The sequence below is a fragment of the Pseudomonas sp. Pseusp21 genome (genome assembly GCF_059492145.1).
Window position 1 is genome coordinate 5,002,009 of record NZ_CP168520.1, and the last position, 22,721, is coordinate 5,024,729.

The following is a 22,721-nucleotide window of genomic DNA, read 5'->3' on the forward strand; positions in this document are numbered from 1 at the left end:
ACTGTGATTAATGCAGGTGATCGGGGGCTTCGGCCTTCCTTCGCTTTCCCCGGCGGCTCGGACCGCTTTAACGCAGACTTCTAGGGTTTTTCATGACGCGCTACATATTCGTCACGGGCGGTGTTGTTTCTTCTTTGGGGAAAGGCATTGCATCGGCTTCATTGGCGGCCATCCTGGAGGCGCGGGGGCTTAAGGTCACCATGCTGAAGCTGGATCCGTACATCAACGTCGACCCGGGCACCATGAGCCCGTTCCAGCACGGTGAAGTGTTCGTCACCCACGACGGCGCCGAGACCGACCTGGACCTGGGCCACTACGAGCGGTTCATCCGCACGACCATGACCCAGAACAACAACTTCACCACTGGCCGTGTCTACGAGCACGTGCTGCGCAAAGAGCGCCGTGGTGACTACCTGGGTGCAACCATCCAGGTGATTCCGCACATCACCGACGAAATCAAGCGTCGCATCATCAAGGGCGCTGGCGATGCCGACGTGGCGCTGGTGGAAATCGGCGGTACCGTTGGTGACATCGAATCGCAACCGTTCCTCGAAGCCATCCGCCAGCTGCGTGTCGAAGTCGGCTCCAAGCGCGCGATGCTGATGCACCTGACCCTGGTTCCGTACATCGCCACCGCTGGCGAGACCAAGACCAAGCCGACCCAGCACTCCGTGAAGGAACTGCGTTCGATCGGCCTGCAGCCAGACGTGCTGATCTGCCGCTCCGACCATCCGGTGGATGTGTCGTCGCGTCGCAAGATCGCGCTGTTCACCAACGTTGAAGAACGTGCGGTGATCTCCCTGGAAGACGTCGACACCATCTACAAGATCCCGGCCGTGCTGCACGCCCAGGGTCTGGACGATTTCGTTGTCGAGCGTTTCGGCCTGCAATGCAATGGCGCCGACCTGTCCGAGTGGGAAAAGGTCGTCGATGCCAAACTGAATCCAGAGCACGAAGTCACCATCGCGATGGTCGGCAAGTACATGGAACTGCTGGACGCCTACAAGTCGCTGATCGAAGCGATGAGTCACGCCGGCATCACCAACCGCACCAAGGTCAACCTGCGCTACATCGATTCCGAAGACATCGAGAACCAGGGCACCGCGCTGCTGGAAGGCGTCGACGCGATCCTCGTACCGGGCGGCTTCGGTCTGCGTGGCGTGGAAGGCAAAATCACCGCCGTTCAATACGCTCGCGAAAACAAGGTTCCTTACCTGGGTATCTGCCTGGGCATGCAAGTGGCGGTCATCGAGTTCGCCCGTAACGTGCTGGGCTGGAAAGACGCCAACTCCACCGAGTTCGATCGTGCCAGCGGCCACCCGGTTGTCGGTCTGATCACCGAGTGGGAAGACGCTACCGGTGCCGTTGAAGTGCGTACCGAAGCGTCCGATCTGGGTGGCACCATGCGTCTCGGCGCTCAGGAATGCCTGCTCGAAGCCGGCTCCAAGGTGCACGACTGCTACGGCAAGGATGTGATTGTCGAGCGTCACCGTCACCGTTACGAAGTGAACAACAACCTGCTGCCGCAAATCATCGAGGCCGGCCTGAAAATTTCCGGTCGTTCTTCCGATGCAGCGCTGGTTGAGGTGGTCGAAGCACCGGATCATCCATGGTTCGTCGCTTGCCAGTTCCACCCTGAGTTCACCTCGACGCCACGCGATGGCCATCCGCTGTTCAGCGGCTTCGTCAAAGCGGCATTGGCTCAACACCAGAAGAAGGCGTAACCCTGATGGCACAGAAGATCATCCGCGTCGGCGACATCGAGATTGCCAACGATAAACCCATGGTGCTGTTCGGCGGCATGAACGTGCTGGAAAGCCGTGACATGGCCATGCAGGTTTGCGAAGAGTACGTGAAGGTCACCGAAAAACTCGGTATCCCTTACGTGTTCAAGGCCAGCTTCGACAAGGCCAACCGTTCATCCGTGACCTCCTATCGCGGTCCTGGCCTGGAAGAGGGCATGCGCATCTTCCAGGACATCAAACAAGCCTTCGGCGTGCCGATCATCACCGACGTCCACGAGCCTGACCAGGCTGCGGTCGTCGCCGAGGTCTGCGACATCATCCAGCTGCCGGCCTTCCTGTCGCGCCAGACCGATCTGGTCGTCGCGATGGCCAAGACCAACGCAGTGATCAACATCAAGAAAGCCCAGTTCCTCGCGCCTCAGGAAATGAAACACATCCTGAACAAGTGTGTGGAAGCGGGTAACGATCAGTTGATCCTCTGCGAACGTGGTTCGAGCTTCGGCTACAACAACCTCGTGGTCGACATGCTCGGCTTCGGCATCATGAAGCAGTTCGAGTACCCGGTATTCTTCGACGTGACCCATTCGCTGCAAATGCCTGGCGGTCGTTCCGATTCCGCCGGCGGTCGCCGCGCCCAGGTCACAGACCTGGCCAAGGCTGGCATGAGCCAGTCGCTGGCGGGCCTGTTCCTCGAAGCGCACCCGGATCCGGACAACGCCAAATGCGACGGCCCTTGCGCCTTGCGTCTGGACAAACTGGAGCCATTCCTGGCCCAGCTCAAAGCCCTGGACGAACTGGTGAAGAGTTTTCCGACGGTAGAAACCGCGTAAACCTCAATTCTCCGGTAAAGTACCGCACGATTTGTCGCTCATGCCCTCGGGTATGAGCGTTGTCGTCTGCAAGCTGCCCGCTGCACACCACTTGCCGACGGTAAAAAGATTTCCTCTAGCTGCGTCGTTTTCGTCAACTTTGGAGTGTTTACAACAATGGCAAAAATCGTCGACATCAAAGGTCGTGAAGTTCTCGACTCCCGTGGCAATCCCACCGTGGAAGCGGACGTGCTTCTCGACAACGGCATCATCGGCAGCGCCTGCGCGCCGTCCGGTGCATCCACTGGCTCGCGTGAAGCGCTCGAGCTGCGTGATGGCGACAAGAGCCGTTACCTGGGCAAGGGCGTGCTCAAGGCGGTAGCCAACATCAATGGTCCGATTCGCGATCTGCTGCTGGGCACCGACCCAAGCGACCAGAAAGCGCTGGATCACGCGATGATCAAGCTCGACGGTACCGAAAACAAAGCGACCCTGGGCGCCAACGCCATCCTCGCCGTATCCCTGGCTGCGGCCAAGGCGGCTGCACAGGATCAGGACCTGCCGCTGTACGCACACATCGCCAACCTGAACGGCACCCCGGGTGTGTACTCGATGCCGGTTCCGATGATGAACATCATCAACGGTGGCGAACACGCCGACAACAACGTCGACATCCAGGAATTCATGGTTCAGCCGGTTGGCGCCAAGTCCTTCTCGGAAGGTCTGCGCATGGGCACCGAGATTTTCCATCACCTCAAAGCCGTGCTGAAGGCCCGTGGCCTGAGCACTGCCGTCGGTGACGAAGGCGGTTTCGCGCCGAACCTGGCTTCCAACGAAGACGCACTGAAAGTGATCTCCGAAGCAGTCGCCAACGCCGGTTACAAGCTGGGCACCGACGTGACCCTGGCTCTGGACTGCGCAGCCAGCGAATTCTTCGAAGACGGCAAGTACAACCTGTCCGGCGAAGGCCAGGTGTTCACCGCTGAAGGTTTCGCCGACTACCTCAAAGGTCTGACCGAGCGTTACCCGATCATCTCGATCGAAGACGGTCTGGACGAGTCCGACTGGGCTGGCTGGAAGATCCTCACCGACAAGATCGGCGAGAAGACCCAACTGGTCGGTGACGACCTGTTCGTGACCAACACCAAGATCCTGAAAGAAGGCATCGATAAAAAGATCGCCAACTCGATCCTGATCAAGTTCAACCAGATCGGCACCCTGACCGAAACCCTGGAAGCCATCCAGATGGCCAAGGCAGCCGGTTACACCGCTGTGATCTCGCACCGCTCCGGCGAAACCGAAGATTCGACCATTGCCGACCTGGCCGTGGGTACTTCGGCTGGCCAGATCAAGACCGGTTCGCTGTGCCGTTCCGACCGTGTTTCCAAGTACAACCAACTGCTGCGTATCGAAGAGCAGTTGAATGGCAAGGCCAAGTACAACGGTCGCTCCGAGTTCCGCGGCTAAGTTGTAAATGGTAAAAAGACACCGGATTGTGTCGGAAAAGTCGTGACAGCGATGGATTTGCCACTAATCTGATGCCTTATATGCACAAGCCTGGATATTCCAGGCTTCGTGCTATCAGATGCTTCAAAGTTTTGGCGTGGCTGTCTTTTTTCACTGGATACCTGATATTCGATGCGCAGTCCTTACTGGTTGTTTCTCGTTTTGCTCTTGCTGCTGGCCGGTCTGCAGTACCGCCTGTGGGTGGGCAATGGCAGTCTGGCGCAAGTCGCCGAACTGAATCAGCAGATTGCTGATCAACACGCCGAGAACGAAGCCTTGTTGGAGCGCAACCGGGTGATGGACGCTGAAGTCAGCGAGTTGAAGAAGGGCATGGAGACCGTTGAAGAGCGGGCTCGTCACGAACTGGGCATGGTCAAGGACGGCGAAACCCTTTACCAGTTGGCCCAATGATCGATTCCCTGCCGGCCTTCTGGGCCGTGATTCCTGCCGCGGGCGTCGGTGCCCGAATGGCCGCGGACCGTCCCAAGCAATACCTGCAACTGGGCGGGCGCACAATTCTCGAACACAGCCTCGGCTGTTTCCTCGATCACCCGAGCCTCAAGGGCCTGGTGGTCAGTCTTGCTGTCGATGATCCTTATTGGCCGAACCTGGCCAGCGCCAGCGATCCGCGAATTCAACGGGTTGACGGTGGTGCCGAGCGTTCCGGCTCGGTGCTCAACGCCTTGCTTCATCTGCACGCCCAAGGCGCGGACGACGAGGACTGGGTGCTGGTGCACGATGCGGCGCGGCCCAATCTGAGCCGTGACGATCTCGACAAATTGCTCGCTGAGCTGGCGAACGATCCGGTCGGTGGCCTGTTGGCCGTACCGGCGAAGGACACTCTGAAGCGGGTCGACAAACACGGTCGTGTGGTGGAAACCGTGGATCGCAGCGTGATCTGGCAGGCCTACACGCCGCAGATGTTCCGCCTCGGTGCCTTGCACCGCGCACTGGCGGACAGTCTGGTGGCTGATGCTGTGATCACCGATGAAGCCTCGGCAATGGAGTGGTCCGGCATGGCGCCGCGCCTGATCGAAGGCCGCGCGGACAATCTAAAAGTCACCCGCCCCGAAGACCTCGAATGGTTGCGCCAGCGCTGGGCCAATCGTCGTTAAATCCGGTACTCCGGCCGTTCGGCCAAACCTTCCTTGAGAAAATCCACCAGTTTGCGCACCTTCGGCGACAAGTGCCGCTGCTGCGGATACAGCGCCCACACCGCCGTATTCGGCGGTTGATGCGCCTCCAGCAAAGAAATCAACGCACCGCTGTGCAGGTGCTCCAGCACGTAATAGTCCGGCAACTGACACAGCCCGACGCCTTGCAGTGCGGCATCCAGCACCGCTTGCCCACTGTTGCAGCGCCAGTTTCCTTGTACTCGCTGGGAAAATTCCCGCCCGTTTTGTTCAAGCTGCCAGATGTCCGAGCTGCCGATCAGGCAATTGTGCCGACCCAGTTCCGACAAGCTGTGTGGGCGCCCGTATCGTTCCAGGTAGGACGGCGACGCACACAGATACATGCGCCGCGGTGCCAGGCGAGTCGCTACGAGCCGTGAATCCTGAAGCCGACCAAGACGGATCGCCAGGTCCAGGCCTTCGTGCACCAGATCGAGTTGGCGGTTGGTCAGTTCAATGTCGATGCGCAGTTGCGGGTAGTGCCCCATGAACCGCGTCACCAGCGGCACGATGAAGCGCTCGCCATAGGCCACGGCGCAGGTCATGCGCAGCATGCCTTTGGGTTCGCTGGTCAGGTCGCCGACCGCACGCAACGCTTCTTCGCGACCGTCCTGCAAGCGCTGGCAATGTTGCAGAAAGGTCTGGCCGGCCTCGGTCAGCGTGACGCGTCGGGTACTGCGATACAGCAGTCGCGTCTGCAAACGCTCTTCCAGTCGTACGATTTGTCGACTGATGTGCGAGGAAGAAACGCCGAGGCGTTCGGCAGCCGCGGTGAACTGGCTGCATTCGGCAACAGCGACGAACTCGTCGATGCCTTCCCAGCGGTTTTCGGACATGGGGATTATCCCTATATGGCAATAATGTTTTGCTTTTGTCCGGATTATTCATCAAACAGCGCTGGGCTACACTCACCGTCTGGTTTTTTATTCAATGGATTCACTGGAGAGTCAGCATGATCAAGTCGCGCGCCGCCGTTGCCTTCGAGGCCAAGAAGCCGCTGGAAATCGTAGAAGTCGATGTCGCCATGCCCAAGGCCGGTGAAGTGTTGCTGCGCGTGGTGGCTTCCGGGGTGTGCCACACTGACGCCTACACACTGTCCGGTGCAGACCCGGAAGGTATTTTCCCGTCGATCCTCGGCCACGAAGGTGGTGCAATCGTTGAAGCAATCGGCGAAGGCGTGACCTCCGTGGCCGTCGGCGACCACGTCATTCCGCTGTACACCCCGGAATGCGGCCAGTGCAAATTCTGCAAGTCGGGCAAGACCAACCTGTGTCAGGCCATTCGGGCCACCCAGGGCAAGGGCCTGATGCCGGACGGCACTTCGCGTTTTTCCTACAAGGGCCAAACGATTTTCCACTACATGGGGACCTCGACATTCTCCGAGTACACCGTGCTGCCGGAAATCTCCGTGGCCAAGATCTCCAAGGATGCGCCGCTGGAAAAGGTCTGCCTGCTCGGTTGCGGCGTGACTACCGGTATCGGTGCGGTGATCAACACCGCCAAGGTCAAGCCGGGTGACACCGTGGCCATCTTCGGTCTCGGCGGCATCGGTCTGTCGGCCGTGATTGGTGCGGTGAAAGCCAAGGCTTCGCGCATCATTGCCATCGACATCAATCCGGCCAAGTTCGAAATCGCCAAGCAACTGGGTGCCACCGACTGCGTGAACCCGAAAGATTTCGATCGTCCGATCCAGGAAGTGATCGTCGACATGACCGATGGCGGCGTCGACTTCTCCTTCGAATGCATCGGCAACGTGCAGCTGATGCGCGCAGCCCTCGAGTGCTGCCACAAGGGCTGGGGCGAGTCGGTGATCATCGGTGTTGCCGGCGCCGGCCAGGAAATCGCCACCCGTCCATTCCAACTGGTGACCGGTCGCGTCTGGCGCGGTTCGGCGTTCGGTGGCGTGCGTGGTCGTACCGAGCTGCCAAGCTATGTCGACATGGCGCAAAGCGGCGAAATCCCGCTGGATACCTTTATCACCCACACCATGGGCCTGGAAGACATCAACAAGGCCTTCGATCTGATGCATGAAGGCAAGAGCATCCGTACCGTCATTCATTTCTGATCAATCCCGATGCCATGGCCGCCACCGCGCGGCCGTGGTTGCGTAGGAGTCCTACATGAGTCTGGAAAACATCTCCTGTCAGAAAAGTTTCGGCGGTTGGCACAAGCGCTATCGCCATCGTTCCGAAGTGCTGGGCTGCGACATGGTGTTCGCCGTGTACCTGCCGCCGCAGGCAGAGCAGGGCGGCAAGCTGCCGGTGCTGTACTGGCTGTCGGGCCTGACCTGCACGGACGAGAACTTCATGCAGAAGGCCGGTGCGATGCGCATGGCGGCAGAGCTCGGCCTGATCATCGTGGCGCCGGACACCAGCCCCCGTGGCCCCGACGTTCCGGGTGATCCCGATGGCGCTTGGGATTTCGGCCTCGGTGCCGGGTTTTATCTGAATGCCACGCAGGAACCGTGGTCGCGGCACTATCGGATGCATGACTACGTCGTGCAGGAATTGCCTTCACTGGTTGAAGCGCATTTCCCGGCCTCGGACAAGCGCAGCATCAGCGGCCACTCCATGGGCGGTCACGGTGCGCTGGTCTGTGCGTTGCGCAATCCGGGGCGTTATCAGTCGGTGTCGGCGTTTTCGCCGATCAACAATCCAATGGATTGTCCGTGGGGCCAGAAAGCGTTCTCCCGCTATCTGGGCGACGACCGTTCGAAATGGCGCGAGTGGGATGCCTGCGCACTGATCGCCGAAGCGGACGAGAAACTGCCATTGCTGGTCGATCAGGGTGACCGTGACGATTTCCTCGCCACCCAACTCAAACCGGAAGCCCTGCAACAAGCCGCAAAACAAGCGGGTCATCCGTTGACGTTGCGCCTGCAACCAGGCTACGACCACAGCTATTTCTTCATCGCCAGCTTCATTGACGACCACTTGCAGCATCACGCACGCGCTCTGGGGGGGGTTCTCAGTTAGTTTCCACTCCGCGCCGGGTCTGCTGTTTTGCAGGGCAAGGCGCGAGAAGCGTGGTTTGGTTGTTCCAAATAAGCTTCGAGCAACGCAGCCCTGCAAAACAGCAGGCCCGGCCCTTCGGGTTGTGCCTTAAAGCGTGCCATGCTGCGTTGCATGCCTTGGGAAGGGAACAACCATTCCCAGCGGCCTGCGCCTTGCCTGGCACGCTTTAAGGCGACAACGCGGAGGGGAAACTAATTGAGAACACCCCCCGGGTTAATGCAGGTAGAATCACGCCCTGACAAAATTCGGGGCGTTTTTTTATGCGTATTGGCCACGGCTATGATGTGCACCGTTTCGCTGAAGGCGATTTCATTACTCTGGGCGGCGTGCGAATCGCACACGGCTTCGGGCTGCTCGCTCACTCCGACGGTGACGTCCTGCTGCACGCCTTGAGCGATGCCTTGCTCGGCGCGGCTGCGCTGGGTGATATCGGCAAGCATTTCCCGGACACCGACCCGCAATTCAAGGGCGCTGACAGCCGTGTGCTGCTGCGTCATGTGGTCAGTCTGATCCACGCCAAGGGCTGGAAGGTCGGCAATGTCGACAACACCATCGTTGCCCAGGCCCCGAAAATGGCCCCCCATATCGAATCGATGCGCGCGCTGATTGCCGCGGATCTGCAAGTAGAGCTGGATCAAGTGAACGTGAAAGCCACCACCACCGAGAAGCTCGGCTTCGTCGGTCGCGAAGAAGGCATCGCCGTGCATTCCGTTGCCTTGTTGCTGCGCGCATGAACGAACTGCAACTGCTCGGCCCGCGGGCCTATGGTGACGCCCTCGGCACCGCGGTACTGAAAGCTATCGCCGAAGATTTTCAGGTCGATGAAGTGCTCGACATTCCGTTCAGCGGAGACGGAGAGCATTTGTGGATCTGGGTGGAAAAACGCGGCCTGAACACCGAAGAGGCAGCGCGCCGTATAGCCAAGGCTGCCGGCGTGCCGCTGCGCACAGTTAGTTATGCCGGTCTGAAAGACCGTCAGGCGCTGACCCGCCAGTGGTTCAGCGTGCAATTGCCGGGCAAGGCCGATCCGGATCTGTCGGCGGCGGAAAACGACACGCTGAAAATCCTCAAGACCACCCGCCACAAGCGCAAGCTGCAACGTGGCGCGCATTCGGCCAACGGTTTCACGTTGCGCCTGACCCAGTTCAAAGGCGACAAGGCTGCCATCGACGAGCGTCTGCAACTGATCGCCAAACAAGGTATTCCGAATTACTTCGGCGCCCAGCGTTTTGGCCATGACGGTGGCAACGTGGTCGATGCCCGTTCGTGGGCTGCGCGCAAGGCGCTGCCGGAGCAGCGCAATGTGCGTTCGCGACTGCTGTCGACCGCGCGCAGTTTTCTGTTCAATCAGGTGCTCGCAGCACGGGTCGCCGATGGCACCTGGCAGCGTGCCCAGGTCGGCGATCTGCTGGCGTTCACCGATAGCCGCAGCTTTTTCCCGGCCGGGGAAGCCGAATGCAGTGATCCGCGTCTGGCGATTCTCGACCTGCACCCGACCGGTCCGCAGTGGGGCGAAGGTGACTCGCCGGCGGCCGGGGTTGTCCATGATCTGGAGCAGGGGATTGCCGCACGCGAGGCGGATCTGCGCGATTGGTTGATTAATGCCGGTATGAGCCACGAACGTCGCATCCTGCGGCTGCCCATTGGCGGGTTGACGTGGCATTATCCCGAGCCTGACATTCTGCAACTGGAATTCGTCCTCCCGGCCGGATGCTTCGCCACCGTATTGGTGCGCGAACTCGTTGATCTGGTGCCGGTGGGGCAGACGGACAGCCCATGCGTATTCTGATTTCTAACGACGATGGGGTGACTGCGCCCGGTCTTGCCGCGCTTTATGCTGCGCTGGCGGATTACACCGAGTGCGTGGTTATCGCCCCGGAACAGGACAAGAGTGGTGCCAGCAGTTCGCTGACACTCGACCGTCCATTGCACCCGCAATACCTGGCCAACGGCTTTATCAGCCTCAATGGCACGCCGACCGACTGCGTTCATCTGGGCCTCAACGGTTTGCTTGAACGCGAGCCGGACATGGTGGTTTCGGGGATCAACCTGGGCGCCAACCTGGGTGATGACGTGCTGTATTCCGGGACGGTGGCAGCCGCCCTCGAGGGCCGCTTTCTCGATCGCCCGTCGTTTGCCTTCTCGCTGGCTTCGCGGCAGGTCGACAACTTGCCCACGGCCGCCTACTTTGCGCGCAAACTGGTCGAAGCCCATTCCGGGCTCGACCTGCCACCGCGCACGGTGCTGAACGTGAACATTCCCAATCTGCCGATCGATCACATTCGCGGCATTCAATTGACCCGTCTCGGCCATCGCGCCCGTGCGGCGGCACCGATGAAGGTCGTGGATCCGCGCGGCAAGGCCGGTTACTGGATCGCTGCTGCAGGTGATGCGGAAGACGGCGGGCCGGGCACCGATTTCCACGCGGTGATGCAGGGTTACGTATCCATCACTCCGTTGCAGCTCGATCGCACCTTCAATGATGCCTTCAGAAGTCTCGACGGCTGGCTGGAGGGGCTCAATTAATGGCTCGTGAACAAGACGACAGGTTGCGCAGCGGCATCGGGATGACCTCCCAGCGAACCCGTGAACGCCTGATCCAGCGTCTGTATGAAGAGGGTGTTTCCAACGCCAGCGTGCTGGAAGTGATCCGTCGCACCCCGCGGCACCTGTTCGTCGATGAAGCGCTGGCGCACCGGGCCTATGAAGACACCGCGCTGCCGATCGGCAACAACCAGACCATTTCCCAGCCTTACATGGTGGCGCGCATGAGCGAGCTGCTGCTGGAAGCCGGACCGCTGGACAAGGTGCTGGAGATCGGCACCGGATCCGGTTACCAGACGGCGGTGCTGTCGCAACTGGTCGAGCGGGTGTTCTCGGTGGAGCGCATCAAGGTGCTGCAGGATCGGGCCAAGGAGCGTCTGGTCGAACTCAATCTGCGCAACGTGGTGTTTCGCTGGGGCGATGGCTGGGAGGGCTGGCCGGCGCTGGCGCCGTACAACGGCATTATCGTCACGGCGGTTGCCACCGATGTGCCTCAGGCTTTGCTTGATCAACTGGCACCGGGCGGGCGGATGGTGATCCCGGTCGGTTCGGGCGAAGTGCAGCAATTGATGCTGATCGTGCGTGAAGAAAACGGCTTCTCCCGACACGTTCTGGGGGCGGTGCGTTTCGTGCCATTGCTTAATGGCCCGCTGGCCTGAGCATTTGTTCGAAGCCGCTGAATTCCTTTCGCGCGTGCCTGTCTTACAGCGGCAGCGAGTGTTTAAACAGGACGGATCGTCTACAAGCAAACGTGTGCGCCGAGCGATAGCGCTTCTATAAAGTTAAAGCCGGTTGCGCCCGTTATACTTGCGAAGTTTCATGCCGGAATCGGTATTCCACATTTTTCAGCCACCACAAAGGGAGCGGCGGGTGAGTCTCACAGTCATTGCGCAGCGTATGGGTAACACGAGCTTTCAGCGCCTGGTGACTGGCCTTGTCTTGAGCACCTTGCTGGTCGGTTGCTCCAGCACAAAATCGAGCAACGTTCGGGTCGTCGATCGCAACAATACGGTGGCCCAGCGTCCGGTCGTGACGACCGGGCAGTATGTAGTCCGTCCGGGCGATACCCTGTTTTCCATCGCTTTTCGCTACGGCTGGGACTACAAAGCCCTCGCCGCCCGGAACAATATTCCTACGCCATACACGATACATCCGGGTCAGACGATTCGCTTCGACGGACGTACCGGTTCAACGTCGACTGCGGTCGTCAGCAACTCCGGTTCCTCAGCGTCTTCGTCCAGCAAAACCACGGTTATCCGGCGCCAGGCAAATGGCACGACCACCACCACAACCACGGGTTCCGGTGCGGCTTCGACGACGGTTGTACCGTCCGTCGCCAACAAGCCAACACCCGCTCCACTGCCTCCAGCGGGCCCGGCCCCGACCGGCTGGGGATGGCCATCTAATGGCATTCTCATTGGAAAATTCTCTTCAAACGGTAGTTTGAATAAAGGAATTGATATCGCCGGAGATTTGGGACAGCCTGTTTTAGCTGCGTCTGATGGGACGGTGGTATACGCCGGGAGTGGCTTAAGGGGCTACGGCGAATTGGTCATCATCAAACACAGCGAAACCTACGTCAGTGCTTACGGACACAACCGTCGGCTGTTGGTACGGGAGGGGCAGCAGGTCAAGGTCGGACAGACAATTGCCGAAATGGGGTCAACGGGTACAGACCGGGTGAAACTGCATTTTGAGATTCGCCGACAAGGTAAACCTGTAGATCCGCTGCAGTTCCTGCCAAGACGTTGATTTGCAGACCAGCCTGTTCCGTCACGTAGAGGGGACAGGCTCCAGCGTTGCCAAGGATAAAGGCGTCGCTTGAGCTTGGGGTCGAACTCACCAAAGGACTATAACAATGGCTCTCAGTAAAGAAGTGCCGGAGTTTGACATCGACGATGAGGTTCTCCTGATGGAGACCGGCATCGATTCGGATTCGATGTCGAATGATGAAGGGGCTGCTCCACCTTCCGTTCGTGCCAAATCCAAACACTCCGCTTCACTTAAACAACATAAGTACATCGATTACACTCGGGCACTCGATGCCACGCAGCTGTACCTCAACGAAATCGGCTTTTCCCCTCTGCTCTCCCCGGAAGAAGAAGTTCATTTTGCGCGCTTGTCGCAAAGTGGCGATCCTGCCGGGCGCAAGCGCATGATCGAAAGTAACCTGCGGCTGGTGGTCAAAATCGCCCGGCGTTACGTCAATCGGGGGCTGTCGCTGCTGGATCTGATCGAAGAGGGCAACCTCGGACTGATCCGCGCGGTGGAAAAGTTCGATCCCGAGCGCGGCTTCCGCTTCTCGACCTACGCGACCTGGTGGATCCGTCAGACCATCGAACGCGCGATCATGAACCAGACCCGGACCATCCGGTTGCCGATTCATGTGGTCAAGGAACTCAACGTGTACCTGCGGGCTGCACGGGAGCTGACGCAAAAGCTCGACCACGAACCTTCACCCGAAGAAATCGCCAACCTGCTGGAAAAACCGGTGGGCGAGGTCAAGCGCATGCTGGGCCTGAACGAGCGGGTTTCTTCGGTCGACGTCTCGCTGGGTCCGGATTCGGATAAAACCCTGCTGGACACTCTGACGGATGACCGTCCGACCGATCCGTGCGAACTGCTGCAGGATGACGACCTGTCGCAGAGCATCGATCAGTGGCTCTCGGAGCTGACTGACAAGCAACGCGAAGTGGTGGTACGTCGCTTCGGCCTGCGCGGTCACGAGAGCAGCACGCTGGAAGATGTAGGTCTGGAGATCGGCCTGACCCGGGAACGGGTGAGACAGATCCAGGTGGAGGGCCTCAAGCGCCTTCGGGAAATCCTCGAGAAAAACGGTCTGTCGAGCGAGTCGCTGTTCCAGTAAGCGTTCTGCATGCCAACCAATAAAAAGCCCCGACCCGTTCGGGGCTTTTTGTTGCCCGGTGTCTCGTCCTGAATAAGGTTTACACCTTCTGGCTTCTTATCAGGAGGGTGCAATGGATTCGGGCGCAAAACGCAGTCAACGCGATTACACGCTGACTTTTAAATTGTCGGTTGTCGACCAAGTCGAAAAAGGCGAGTTGAGTTATAAAGAGGCTCAACGGCGCTACGGAATTCAGGGTCGGTCGACGGTGTTGGTTTGGTTACGCAAGCATGGTCGGCAAGACTGGAGCCAAGGCGCCTCCATTCGTTCCCAAAGGAACCGACCGATGGACGAGCCCACTTTGCCCTTAACTCCCGAGCAGAGAATCAAAGAGCTTGAGGAGCAGTTGGCGCTGGCGAATCAGAAAGCCAAGTTTTTTGAAGACGTGGTGGACGTACTGAAGAACGACTACGGCGTTTCTGTCGTAAAAAAGCGGCCCGGCAAGTCGTTGCGCAGACCCAAACCCTGAGTGTCAGCAGGGCTTGCCAGTTTATGGGGATCAGTCGCCAAGCCTTTTACAAACGTAATCGCGTCTATCGGGCTCGTATCGAGCAAGATCAGAAACTCATCCAGTTTGTGCAGACAATCCGAGTACGCCAACCCTGCATTGGCGCCCGCAAATTGCACTCGTTGATGCACGCGGAGCGTGAGAAACAGGAGCTGCATGTCGGCCGCGATCGGTTATTGGCGGTCTTGCGTGATTACCGCCAACTGGTCCGCAGGAAGCGGGCTTATCACAAAACGACCGACAGTCATCATCACTTCCGCTGCCATCCCAATCTGCTCAAACCAGGCCCGTCGCAAGTTGTCGCTACCGGTCCGGAACAGGTCTGGGTGGCCGATATCACTTATCTGTCCACCAAGCGTGACGATCCGGTTTATTTGAGTCTGGTGACGGATGCCTTCTCGAGAAAAATAGTCGGCTATCACGTGCATAGCAGCTTACATGCCGACTCGGTGGCTCAAGCCTTGCGCATGGCTTTGAAGACGCGTCGAACATGCCAGAAACTGGTTCATCACTCAGATCGAGGTGTGCAGTACTGCTCGGCGCTTTATCAAAAGCTCCATGCCAAGCATGGCATCACGTGCTCAATGACTGATGGCTACGACTGCTACCAAAACGCCCTGGCAGAGCGGGTCAACGGCATCTTGAAGACAGAGCTCTTGCTCCACCGGCCGACAGACTTGGCGCAAGCAGAACAAATGGTGCGGGAGGCGATCTTGATCTACAACCAGGAGCGCCCGCACCTGTCCTTAAAATACAAAACGCCCGATGCGGTGCATCGGGCGTTAGGGTGAAACAGGTGTAAACCTATTTCAGGACTAGACACGGCTCTGGAGTACGGCCTGGGATCTGACGACCGGTCGTCATTTCCCGGTTTTGTAGTCTCGCGGTGTAAGCCCTGGCTTACTCTTTCGTAAGTGTTCGTTATTTTTACACTGCGGAAGACATCCATTGGTCTGTTGAGTCATTTATAAGATTTTGATTTATATGAATATTTTTAATTATTAAATGCTCATGACACGAGGTTTTACTGGATCCGACCGGTTGCCCGTATCGGGGAACTCTTTAGTATCTGGGTTGTGTCGACGGATAGACACGCCCTTCAAGGAAGAGGGGAATGGACATCGCAGGACGCGATTCATCAGGACGATGAAAAGGAACACAGGGAATAGGGAAAAAATGTGGGCGGGTCAAACCGCCCCTTTTTTTGCCTGAAGAAAAGCCAAACCCGCAAAAACAAAAAGGCCCGCGAGGGGCCTTTTCATTCGAACGCGGGACAGATCAGCGTTCGAGGTCTTTGATCTTGCCTTTGACGCCATCCCACTCTTCGGCATCCGGCAGCGATTCTTTCTTCTCGGTGATGTTCGGCCAGATTTCGGCCAGCTCGACGTTCAGCTGAATGAATTCCTGCATTTCTTCCGGAACTTCGTCCTCGGAGAAAATGGCCACGGCCGGGCATTCCGGTTCGCACAGGGCGCAGTCGATGCACTCGTCCGGGTGAATCACCAGGAAGTTCGGGCCTTCGTAAAAGCAGTCCACCGGACAGACTTCTACGCAGTCGGTGTACTTGCACTTGATGCAGTTGTCGGTGACGACGAAGGTCATTTCTAATTTTCTCCTCAGGCGGCGGCAGCGTTGCCCCTTCACGGTTGGGGTCGCCAGGTTCGGGAGCGATGTCTGCCAGCCAGGCTATTAGCCAGCAGCATCCCAAACCGCGCGAGATTCTAACAGCTTGAAGCCGTTTGCGTTATATCCGGTTCGTCGGTGCTTAGATCCGGTTCTTTAGTGCATAGAGCATTTCGAGTGCACGACGCGGTGTGACGTCATCCAGATCCAGTTTGGCCAATTCATCCAGCACCGGATGCGGGAGGCTGGCAAACATGTCGCTCTGCTGCGGTGTCGCCGGTTTGCCCTTGGCGGCCGGTTTTGGCGCCTCATGCGGCAGCGCGGTATCTTCCAGGCGGCTCAGGTGCTCACGAGCACGCACAATCACTTCGCTTGGCACACCGGCCAGCTGCGCAACCGCAAGGCCATAACTCTGGCTTGCCGGCCCCGGCAACACGTGGTGCAGGAACACGATGCGTTCGTTGTGCTCGGTGGCGTTGAGGTGCACGTTGGCCACCAGCGGTTCGGCTTCCGGCAGTACGGTCAGTTCGAAATAGTGCGTCGCAAACAGAGTATAGGCCCGCAATTGCGCCAGACGCTCCGCCGCCGCCCACGCCAGGGACAGACCGTCAAAGGTGCTGGTGCCGCGACCGACTTCGTCCATCAGCACCAGGCTGCGCTCGGTGGCATTGTGCAGGATGTTCGCGGTTTCGCTCATTTCCACCATGAAGGTCGAGCGCCCGCCGGCGAGGTCGTCGCTGGAACCGATCCGGGTGAAAATCCGGTCCACCAGCGACAGTTCGCAACTGGCCGCCGGCACGAAGCTGCCGATGTGCGCCAGCAGCACGATCAGTGCAGTCTGGCGCATATAGGTGGATTTACCGCCCATGTTCGGGCCGGTGATCACCAACATGCGGGTGTTGTCGTCCAGGCTCAGGTCGTTGGCCACGAACGGCGTGGTCAGCACTTGCTCGACCACCGGGTGACGGCCCTGGGAGATGCGCATGCACGGTTCGCTGACGAACGTCGGGCAATTCAGGTCGAGGTTCAGCGCACGTTCGGCGAGGTTGCTCAGCACGTCCAGTTCGGCGAGAGCCGAAGCGGTGTCCTGCAATGGGGGCAACTGGCTGATCAGATCTTCCAGCAATGCTTCATAAAGCATCTTCTCGCGGGCCAGGGCACGGCTCTTGGCCGACAGTGCCTTGTCTTCAAACTCTTTCAGCTCCGGGGTGATAAAGCGCTCGGCACCTTTGAGGGTCTGGCGGCGGATGTAATCTGCCGGCGCCGATTCAGCCTGTTTGCTCGGCAACTCGATGAAGTAACCGTGGATACGGTTGTAGCCGACTTTCAGGTTGGCGAGGCCTGTGCGGGCCTTTTCCCGGGCTTCCAGATCGATCAGGAACTGACCGGCGTTCTCGCTCAGCGATTGCAGCTCGTCGAGTTCGCTGTCGTAACCGGTTTTCAGCACGCCGCCGTCACGGATTACCGCCGGCGGGTTGTCGATGATGGCTTTTTCCAGCAGCGCCGCCAGTTCCGGGTAAGTGCTGGTGGTGGCCGCCAGGCGTTGCAGGTGCGGCGCTTCCAGGTCAGCCATTGCCACTTGCAGTTGAGGCAACGCGCCGAGTGCATCACGCAGGCGGGCGAGGTCGCGAGGGCGGGCATTGCGCAGGCCGATCCGCGCCAGAATCCGCTCGATGTCGCCGATTTCCTTGAGCTGCGGCTGCAGGTTTTCAAAGCGATAGCGGTCGAGCAGGCAAGTGATCGAGGTCTGACGAGCAAGCAACACGGTCAGGTCGCGCAGCGGACGGTTGAGCCAGCGAGTCAGCAAACGGCTGCCCATGGCGGTCTGGCAACGGTCGACCACCGATTGCAGGGTGTTGTCGCGGCCACCCGCCAGGTTGGTGTCGAGTTCCAGGTTACGCCGGCTGGCGCCGTCCAGCACCACGGTGTCGTCCAGCCGTTCATGACGCAGGCTGCGCAGATGGGGCAGGGCGGTGCGCTGGGTTTCCTTGGCATACGCCAGCAGGCAACCGGCGGCGCCGATGGCCAGGGTCAGGGTTTCGCAGCCGAAGCCTTTGAGGTCTTGGGTGGAGAATTGCTGACAGAGACTTTTCAGCGCCGAGTCGCGCTCGAAATCCCACGGTGCACGGCGACGTACCCCACGGCGTTTTTCGGCCGGCAAATCCTTTGGCCAGTCATCCGGGATCAACAGCTCAACCGGATTGACCCGCTCCAGCTCTGCCAGCAGGTTTTCCCAGCCCTTGATCTCCAGTACGGTGAAGTTGCCGCTGGTGATGTCCAGCACAGCCAGGCCGAACAGGCGCTCATCGCCCAGCACCGCCGCGATCAGGTTATCGCGACGCTCATCCAGCAACGCCTCGTCGCTGACCGTACCGGGGGTGATGATCCGCACCACTTGGCGTTCCACCGGCCCCTTGCTGGTGGCCGGATCACCGACCTGCTCGCAGATCACCACCGACTCGCCGAGCTTGACCAGCTTCGCCAGATAACCTTCCGCCGCGTGATACGGAATCCCGCACATCGGAATCGCCTGACCCGCCGACTGCCCGCGCGCGGTCAAGGTGATGTCCAGCAACTTGGCCGCCTTCTTCGCGTCTTCGTAGAAGATCTCGTAGAAGTCGCCCATGCGGTAGAACATCAGCTGGTCCGGGTGCTGATTCTTCAGGCGCCAGTACTGCTGCATCATCGGAGTGTGGGAGGACAGGTCGGAGACGGCTTTATTCATCGGATTGTCAGGCAACTCGTTCAAAGGTGTGGGGCAAAAGCGCGGCAGTGGCCGGGCTTTTCCGCGATGGGCGCAAGGTTACCATGGGCGGTCTGTCGGACGCAGGCATCGCGGCCGGGTGACAGCTATATGGCGCAAAAGCTCGAGTATGCACGATTTATGCAAATCAGCATTTGTCTTCGCGAAAAACTTCAAGCACTATGCGCGTTATGCAAAAACGCAACGTATCTACCGTCTTAAGAGCACTGCTCGACCAGCACGGGATCTCCCCCACGGAGCTTCACCGTCGCACCGGCGTGCCTCAATCCACGCTCTCGCGGATTCTCAGCGGGAAGATCGTCGATCCTTCGGATAAACACATCTCAAAGATCGCCGAGTACTTTGCCGTGAGCACCGATCAGTTGCGCGGGCGCGCGGATGTTGCGCCCGCCAGCAACGGCGGACGCGACGAGTTGCATTCCGAACTCAAGGACATAAGCCTGTGGGACGACGACACGCCAGTCGATGACGACGAGGTGTCGGTGCCCTTTCTTCGCGAGGTTGAATTGGCTGCTGGATCAGGAAGATTCGTCATCGAAGAGAGCGAACGCTCCAGCCTGCGCTTCGGCAAGCGCAGCCTGCGCCATAACGGTGTGCAGTTCGATCAGGCCAAATGCGTGACAGTGCGGGGCAACAGCATGTTGCCGGTGCTGCGCGACGGTGCCACGGTCGGGGTCAATGCGGGAAAATGCGGGATCGGCGACATCATCGATGGCGACCTTTATGCGATCAACCACAACGGTCAACTGCGGGTGAAGCAGCTTTATCGCCTGCCTACCGGTATCCGTCTGCGCAGCTTCAACCGCGATGAACACCCGGATGAGGACTACAGCTTTCAGGACATGCAGGAAGAGCAGATCGTCATCCTCGGTCACGTCTTCTGGTGGGGCATGTACGCCCGGTAACCGGATTCCTCGCTGACAAAACCCGCCTCGGCGGGTTTTTTTTCGCCTGTAGAAAACCGGCTAACCCTTGAATCGCGGGGCTTTCATGCATTCGCGCATTTCTTGTGCATGAATAAATGCATTTACGCATTGACTGTATATGCATCCATGCATATTCTTGCCACCAAGCCGCTCGACAAAGCGGCTGGCAACAACAGCTCTTTAGTTCCACAAGAACAGGCAGCGATGAACCGGCCTCAACGGTTCAGAGGGTTGGCAACTGACCCGGGTGTGCAGCGTAAAGCACCAGAAGCAGTTATCCGGCGGGCAGGGACCGCGGTCGGAAAAACAATTTGAATGGACTCGTACCGCGCCAGTAGCGCCGAAAAGTCAGCTTCCTTCTCGTACACAGGATTGAAGGAAGGCGAAGGAGCGCATTACTGAAAAGCCCGGCGAGTTGCCGGGCTTTTTGGAATGCCTGCCCGATGCAGACAGATAAACCCAAGCCGCGATACAGGCGATCAAATAAGGATGTCAGCAATGAGTTTGAAAAAATATGCACGCGTAGTGAATGGCAAGGTCGACAACATTTTCGAAACGGTCAATCCGATCACCGAAGAGTTTCCCGGTGATCAGGTGTGGGTCGACGTTACCGCTATAGCTGGCCAGGTTGACTACGGCCACAACGCGATCAACACCGACGGTGTCTGGTCTTTCGCCCCCGAGTTTCCTTGGGGCCAATCGGCGTTGAGTGAACAACTGCGCAATGAAAAAACGCGTCGGTTCGACAACGTAATCACCCGTGTTGCCTCCGCCGGGCTGCAATACAAAGTTGATCTGGGCATTGCTACTACTGCGGAGCAACTGTACCTGAGCGCGTTCAAGGAGTACTGCGTGGCCTTCACTCAGGTCAATAAGCAGCCGGACTTTCCGGTGACCATCGTTTGGCCAGAGTTGCCGTAGGTCGCCAGAGATCAGTACTGAAAAGCCCGGCCATTTGCCGGGCTTTTTGGAATGCCCGCCTGGCGCACCCATCGCGCCATGGATCGTCAGGTTTGCACAGAACAATGCAGTGCCTGAACTTTATAAGGAGATGAAAATGAATCGTTATGTCTACGTTGGCAGTGCCTATCCCACCGGCTTTGCGATGGTTATCCAGATTCTGGATACGGAGGAGGGCCTGCCGACTGCGCCGATCGAGGGAGTATCGGGCGTATGGGTTGATGCGACAGGCAATACGACAGTTCAAGTCGGCTGGAAGGCTTTTCAGTCCTGGCAACCTAATGGCACTGTCATATTTGTTTTTGTTGAGCTGACCGACGAAGACCACCTCGCGCTCGCACGTGCCCGTCTTCGCAAGGAAATGGATGACGCCGTCGAATGGCTGAATTTCCACCCTCTGCATTACAAGCACGATCTGGGTATTGCCACGTCTGAAGAAGAGGCGAAGTTGCTCGCTTACAAACAGTACTTCGTTGCTCTTGGCGAGGTGAACAGTCAACCGGGCTACCCAGCCTCGATCAACTGGCCAGTGATCCCCTTCTGATTCCGTCATGAGCGGCAGTGCAAAACTGAGCGTGCATTACTGAAAAGCCCGGCCAATGCGCCGGGCTTTTTGGAATGCCTGCCTCAAGAGAAAACGATTGAAACCAACACACACACACCACTCATCCATCACACCAGGAGGCGTGACATGACAAACGAGCAACAAGCGTTGGCGGACATGCCGATCTGGCTGGTCATCCTCCTGGCCGTCGTGGGCGGGGTGTCCGGCGAAATGTGGCGTGCCGACAAGGAGGGCGCTCGCGGCTGGTCACTGTTGCGGCGCCTGGCCTTGCGCTCCGGCGCCTGCATGATCTGCGGTGTCTCGGCGATCATGCTGCTGTATGCCGCCGGGCTGTCGATCTGGGCCGCTGGGGCATTTGGTTGTCTCACCGCAATGGCCGGTGCCGACGTGGCCATCGGTCTTTACGAACGCTGGGCCGCCAAGCGCATCGGCGTCTGCGAAGTTCCGCCGCGCGATCCGCAATAACCCCTCACTTTCCTGTCTCGCTGCACGCCGTGCGGCGGGACTTCGCGTGGACATCAGAAAAAGGAGGTCAAGCATGCCCGCACCGATCCAGCAGCCTTCGCAACTGTTCATGGCGATGGCGACAGCCTTGCGCAACAGCTCCGAGCTGAACGTGCAGGTCGGCAGTCACGATGACTTCACGGCCCCCGGCGACAAGGCCTGGGTGCTGATCGACATCGAGCGAAATGCACCGGGAGAGCGCGCCGCCAATGGGCGCATCGCCCATTTGCTGACGCTGTCGTTGCAAGTCATTCCGGCGCTGTCCGCCACGGCGTTTGCCGCCTGTGACCTGATCGCCGCCCTGAAGAATCTGGTCACCGACAACCGCTGGGGCCTGTCCGGCGATCAATGCGATCTGCCGATGAACATCGATGGATTGCCGTCATTGCTCATCCGCGCCGACCAGCCGAACAAAGCCTGGACATTGTCTTTCAACCAGACCCTCTACTTGGGCCCGACCCTGCTGGACGACCCGCTCGGTACACCGAAATTCGCCCGCACCTGGGAAGTCAGCGACATCGACGATCCCGACCAATACACCACGCTGGAGGCCTGACCGATGTTCGACGCGTTACTGCGAATGCAGCTGGGCCCGATCATCGAACGCCTGGCCGAGATGGAAGCGGAAATCGAAGACCTGCACCGGCGTGCCGAAAGTTATTGCCGCATCGGCATCTGTCAGGAAGTCGATGCCGCCAGTAACACCTGCAGAGTCAGCCATGGCGGATTGCTGACACCGGCCATCAAGTTCTTCAACCCCAGCGCCGGTGCGCAGAGCGAGTCGCGGATCCCGACGGTGGGTGAGCAGTGTCTGCTGTTCAACTACGGCAGCGGCGAAAGCGGCGCGCAGAGCGTGGCGTTGTTCGGCCTCAACAGTGACCGTTTTCCACCGACCTCGACGGTGCCGACGTTGACTCGTCGCGTCCATCAGGACGGCAGCGAAAGCGGCTACGACGACGCCACGCACACGCTGCATTGGCAAAACGGCCCGGCCGCCTTCAACGGTTCTCGCGAGTCGCTTGAGCTGAGCATCGGGCCGGCACGGCTGGCGATGACCCCGCAAGCGATCAACCTGCAACTGGGCGCGGTCGGGCTGACCATCGACGCCTCGGGCGTGCACTTCAGCGGCCCGTTGGTGGATCACCAGGGCCGCGTCATCAGCCCCTGAATCAAGAG

At 59.1% G+C, this 22,721-nt stretch carries 23 protein-coding genes; 20 read left to right on the plus strand and 3 right to left on the minus strand.

The window, feature by feature from the left end; all coding sequences use genetic code 11:
• The first annotated feature begins 92 nt into the window (after window positions 1-92).
• The 5 genes from pyrG (at window position 93) to ispD (ending at window position 5,175) form a co-directional block, all read left to right on the plus strand.
• Window positions 93-1,724 (plus strand): CTP synthase, encoded by a 1,632-nt coding sequence (gene pyrG / locus ACEN93_RS22605; protein ID WP_011332696.1) that lies wholly within the window; start codon window positions 93-95, stop codon window positions 1,722-1,724.
• 5 nt (window positions 1,725-1,729) lie between these two features.
• Window positions 1,730-2,575: a 3-deoxy-8-phosphooctulonate synthase gene (gene kdsA / locus ACEN93_RS22610; protein WP_007954807.1), complete on the plus strand. Its 846-nt coding sequence runs from the start codon at window positions 1,730-1,732 to the stop codon at window positions 2,573-2,575.
• A gap of 156 nt (window positions 2,576-2,731) precedes the next feature.
• Entirely contained in the window at window positions 2,732-4,021 is a 1,290-nt protein-coding gene (eno, locus tag ACEN93_RS22615; protein WP_007954808.1) for a phosphopyruvate hydratase, read from the plus strand.
• Window positions 4,022-4,192: 171 nt separating this feature from the next.
• Window positions 4,193-4,471, plus strand: coding sequence for a cell division protein FtsB (ftsB, locus tag ACEN93_RS22620; protein WP_003222158.1), 279 nt, complete (start codon window positions 4,193-4,195; stop codon window positions 4,469-4,471).
• Window positions 4,468-5,175 carry a 2-C-methyl-D-erythritol 4-phosphate cytidylyltransferase gene (gene ispD / locus ACEN93_RS22625; RefSeq protein WP_074691307.1) on the plus strand — a complete coding sequence of 236 codons (708 nt, stop codon included), beginning with the start codon at window positions 4,468-4,470 and terminating at the stop codon, window positions 5,173-5,175. The genes ftsB and ispD overlap by 4 nt, the downstream gene beginning before the upstream one ends.
• On the opposite strand, the gene ACEN93_RS22630 is transcribed toward ispD, so the two are convergent.
• Window positions 5,172-6,068: a LysR family transcriptional regulator gene (locus tag ACEN93_RS22630; RefSeq protein WP_007954817.1), complete on the minus strand. Its 897-nt coding sequence runs from the start codon at window positions 6,066-6,068 to the stop codon at window positions 5,172-5,174. The genes ispD and ACEN93_RS22630 overlap by 4 nt on opposite strands.
• 116 nt (window positions 6,069-6,184) lie before the next feature.
• On the opposite strand from ACEN93_RS22630, the gene ACEN93_RS22635 reads away from it, so the two are divergent.
• From ACEN93_RS22635 to ACEN93_RS22675, 9 genes are all read left to right on the plus strand, one after another.
• Window positions 6,185-7,297: an S-(hydroxymethyl)glutathione dehydrogenase/class III alcohol dehydrogenase gene (locus ACEN93_RS22635; RefSeq protein WP_007954819.1), complete on the plus strand. Its 1,113-nt coding sequence runs from the start codon at window positions 6,185-6,187 to the stop codon at window positions 7,295-7,297.
• A 55-nt stretch (window positions 7,298-7,352) separates the two neighbouring features.
• Complete coding sequence (fghA, locus tag ACEN93_RS22640) at window positions 7,353-8,207, plus strand: S-formylglutathione hydrolase (RefSeq protein ID WP_414882255.1); 855 nt, start codon at window positions 7,353-7,355, stop codon at window positions 8,205-8,207.
• A 299-nt stretch (window positions 8,208-8,506) separates the two neighbouring features.
• On the plus strand, window positions 8,507-8,980 hold the full coding sequence (ispF, locus tag ACEN93_RS22645) for a 2-C-methyl-D-erythritol 2,4-cyclodiphosphate synthase (RefSeq protein WP_007954821.1): 474 nt from the start codon (window positions 8,507-8,509) through the stop codon (window positions 8,978-8,980).
• Window positions 8,977-10,035, plus strand: a complete 1,059-nt coding sequence (gene truD / locus ACEN93_RS22650) for a tRNA pseudouridine(13) synthase TruD (RefSeq protein ID WP_039769690.1) — start codon at window positions 8,977-8,979, stop codon at window positions 10,033-10,035. Before ispF ends, truD begins: the two co-directional genes overlap by 4 nt.
• Window positions 10,023-10,772 (plus strand): 5'/3'-nucleotidase SurE, encoded by a 750-nt coding sequence (surE, locus tag ACEN93_RS22655; protein WP_495610521.1) that lies wholly within the window; start codon window positions 10,023-10,025, stop codon window positions 10,770-10,772. The genes truD and surE overlap by 13 nt, the downstream gene beginning before the upstream one ends.
• A 41-nt stretch (window positions 10,773-10,813) precedes the next feature.
• Window positions 10,814-11,449, plus strand: coding sequence for a protein-L-isoaspartate(D-aspartate) O-methyltransferase (locus ACEN93_RS22660; RefSeq protein ID WP_170844894.1), 636 nt, complete (start codon window positions 10,814-10,816; stop codon window positions 11,447-11,449).
• 211 nt (window positions 11,450-11,660) lie between these two features.
• Entirely contained in the window at window positions 11,661-12,542 is an 882-nt protein-coding gene (locus tag ACEN93_RS22665; protein ID WP_039769692.1) for a peptidoglycan DD-metalloendopeptidase family protein, read from the plus strand.
• A 106-nt stretch (window positions 12,543-12,648) separates the two neighbouring features.
• Window positions 12,649-13,656 (plus strand): RNA polymerase sigma factor RpoS, encoded by a 1,008-nt coding sequence (gene rpoS, locus ACEN93_RS22670; RefSeq protein ID WP_007954831.1) that lies wholly within the window; start codon window positions 12,649-12,651, stop codon window positions 13,654-13,656.
• 112 nt (window positions 13,657-13,768) lie between these two features.
• Window positions 13,769-14,994, plus strand: a protein-coding gene (locus ACEN93_RS22675) for an IS3 family transposase (RefSeq protein ID WP_428997874.1) whose coding sequence is annotated in 2 segments (ribosomal slippage) — window positions 13,769-14,120 and window positions 14,120-14,994 — 1,227 coding nt in all. Because the reading frame shifts where the segments join, the coding sequence is not laid out codon by codon here.
• Window positions 14,995-15,481: 487 nt separating this feature from the next.
• On the opposite strand, the gene fdxA is transcribed toward ACEN93_RS22675, so the two are convergent.
• Together fdxA and mutS are read right to left on the minus strand one after the other, a co-directional pair.
• A complete protein-coding gene (gene fdxA / locus ACEN93_RS22680; protein ID WP_007908827.1) occupies window positions 15,482-15,805 on the minus strand; it encodes a ferredoxin FdxA in 324 nt (107 codons plus the stop codon).
• Window positions 15,806-15,968: 163 nt separating this feature from the next.
• Entirely contained in the window at window positions 15,969-18,551 is a 2,583-nt protein-coding gene (mutS, locus tag ACEN93_RS22685; protein ID WP_039771222.1) for a DNA mismatch repair protein MutS, read from the minus strand.
• Window positions 18,552-18,760: 209 nt separating this feature from the next.
• On the opposite strand from mutS, the gene ACEN93_RS22690 reads away from it, so the two are divergent.
• The 6 genes from ACEN93_RS22690 (at window position 18,761) to ACEN93_RS22715 (ending at window position 22,713) form a co-directional block, all read left to right on the plus strand.
• Window positions 18,761-19,495 carry a LexA family transcriptional regulator gene (locus tag ACEN93_RS22690; RefSeq protein ID WP_085612303.1) on the plus strand — a complete coding sequence of 245 codons (735 nt, stop codon included), beginning with the start codon at window positions 18,761-18,763 and terminating at the stop codon, window positions 19,493-19,495.
• A 519-nt stretch (window positions 19,496-20,014) separates the two neighbouring features.
• Complete coding sequence (locus ACEN93_RS22695) at window positions 20,015-20,437, plus strand: tail fiber assembly protein (protein ID WP_235375918.1); 423 nt, start codon at window positions 20,015-20,017, stop codon at window positions 20,435-20,437.
• Between the two features lie 136 nt (window positions 20,438-20,573).
• Window positions 20,574-21,020, plus strand: a complete 447-nt coding sequence (locus ACEN93_RS22700; protein WP_052266599.1) for a tail fiber assembly protein — start codon at window positions 20,574-20,576, stop codon at window positions 21,018-21,020.
• A gap of 147 nt (window positions 21,021-21,167) precedes the next feature.
• On the plus strand, window positions 21,168-21,506 hold the full coding sequence (locus tag ACEN93_RS22705) for a phage holin family protein (RefSeq protein ID WP_039771226.1): 339 nt from the start codon (window positions 21,168-21,170) through the stop codon (window positions 21,504-21,506).
• A gap of 73 nt (window positions 21,507-21,579) precedes the next feature.
• Complete coding sequence (locus tag ACEN93_RS22710; protein WP_495610522.1) at window positions 21,580-22,101, plus strand: hypothetical protein; 522 nt, start codon at window positions 21,580-21,582, stop codon at window positions 22,099-22,101.
• 3 nt (window positions 22,102-22,104) lie between these two features.
• Entirely contained in the window at window positions 22,105-22,713 is a 609-nt protein-coding gene (locus ACEN93_RS22715; protein ID WP_039771230.1) for a phage baseplate assembly protein V, read from the plus strand.
• Window positions 22,714-22,721: the final 8 nt, after the last annotated feature.

What these genes read in the sequence shown, in the direction of transcription:
- pyrG (WP_011332696.1), top strand. Translation starts at nt 93, where the DNA reads ATGACGCGCTACATATTCGTCACGGGCGGTGTTGTTTCTTCTTTGGGG.
- kdsA (WP_007954807.1), top strand. Translation starts at nt 1,730, where the DNA reads ATGGCACAGAAGATCATCCGCGTCGGCGACATCGAGATTGCCAACGAT.
- eno (WP_007954808.1), top strand. Translation starts at nt 2,732, where the DNA reads ATGGCAAAAATCGTCGACATCAAAGGTCGTGAAGTTCTCGACTCCCGT.
- ftsB (WP_003222158.1), top strand. Translation starts at nt 4,193, where the DNA reads ATGCGCAGTCCTTACTGGTTGTTTCTCGTTTTGCTCTTGCTGCTGGCC.
- ispD (WP_074691307.1), top strand. Translation starts at nt 4,468, where the DNA reads ATGATCGATTCCCTGCCGGCCTTCTGGGCCGTGATTCCTGCCGCGGGC.
- ACEN93_RS22630 (WP_007954817.1), bottom strand. Translation starts at nt 6,068, where the DNA reads ATGTCCGAAAACCGCTGGGAAGGCATCGACGAGTTCGTCGCTGTTGCC.
- ACEN93_RS22635 (WP_007954819.1), top strand. Translation starts at nt 6,185, where the DNA reads ATGATCAAGTCGCGCGCCGCCGTTGCCTTCGAGGCCAAGAAGCCGCTG.
- fghA (WP_414882255.1), top strand. Translation starts at nt 7,353, where the DNA reads ATGAGTCTGGAAAACATCTCCTGTCAGAAAAGTTTCGGCGGTTGGCAC.
- ispF (WP_007954821.1), top strand. Translation starts at nt 8,507, where the DNA reads ATGCGTATTGGCCACGGCTATGATGTGCACCGTTTCGCTGAAGGCGAT.
- truD (WP_039769690.1), top strand. Translation starts at nt 8,977, where the DNA reads ATGAACGAACTGCAACTGCTCGGCCCGCGGGCCTATGGTGACGCCCTC.
- surE (WP_495610521.1), top strand. Translation starts at nt 10,023, where the DNA reads ATGCGTATTCTGATTTCTAACGACGATGGGGTGACTGCGCCCGGTCTT.
- ACEN93_RS22660 (WP_170844894.1), top strand. Translation starts at nt 10,814, where the DNA reads ATGACCTCCCAGCGAACCCGTGAACGCCTGATCCAGCGTCTGTATGAA.
- rpoS (WP_007954831.1), top strand. Translation starts at nt 12,649, where the DNA reads ATGGCTCTCAGTAAAGAAGTGCCGGAGTTTGACATCGACGATGAGGTT.
- fdxA (WP_007908827.1), bottom strand. Translation starts at nt 15,805, where the DNA reads ATGACCTTCGTCGTCACCGACAACTGCATCAAGTGCAAGTACACCGAC.
- mutS (WP_039771222.1), bottom strand. Translation starts at nt 18,551, where the DNA reads ATGAATAAAGCCGTCTCCGACCTGTCCTCCCACACTCCGATGATGCAG.
- ACEN93_RS22690 (WP_085612303.1), top strand. Translation starts at nt 18,761, where the DNA reads ATGCAAAAACGCAACGTATCTACCGTCTTAAGAGCACTGCTCGACCAG.
- ACEN93_RS22695 (WP_235375918.1), top strand. Translation starts at nt 20,015, where the DNA reads ATGAGTTTGAAAAAATATGCACGCGTAGTGAATGGCAAGGTCGACAAC.
- ACEN93_RS22700 (WP_052266599.1), top strand. Translation starts at nt 20,574, where the DNA reads ATGAATCGTTATGTCTACGTTGGCAGTGCCTATCCCACCGGCTTTGCG.
- ACEN93_RS22705 (WP_039771226.1), top strand. Translation starts at nt 21,168, where the DNA reads ATGACAAACGAGCAACAAGCGTTGGCGGACATGCCGATCTGGCTGGTC.
- ACEN93_RS22710 (WP_495610522.1), top strand. Translation starts at nt 21,580, where the DNA reads ATGCCCGCACCGATCCAGCAGCCTTCGCAACTGTTCATGGCGATGGCG.
- ACEN93_RS22715 (WP_039771230.1), top strand. Translation starts at nt 22,105, where the DNA reads ATGTTCGACGCGTTACTGCGAATGCAGCTGGGCCCGATCATCGAACGC.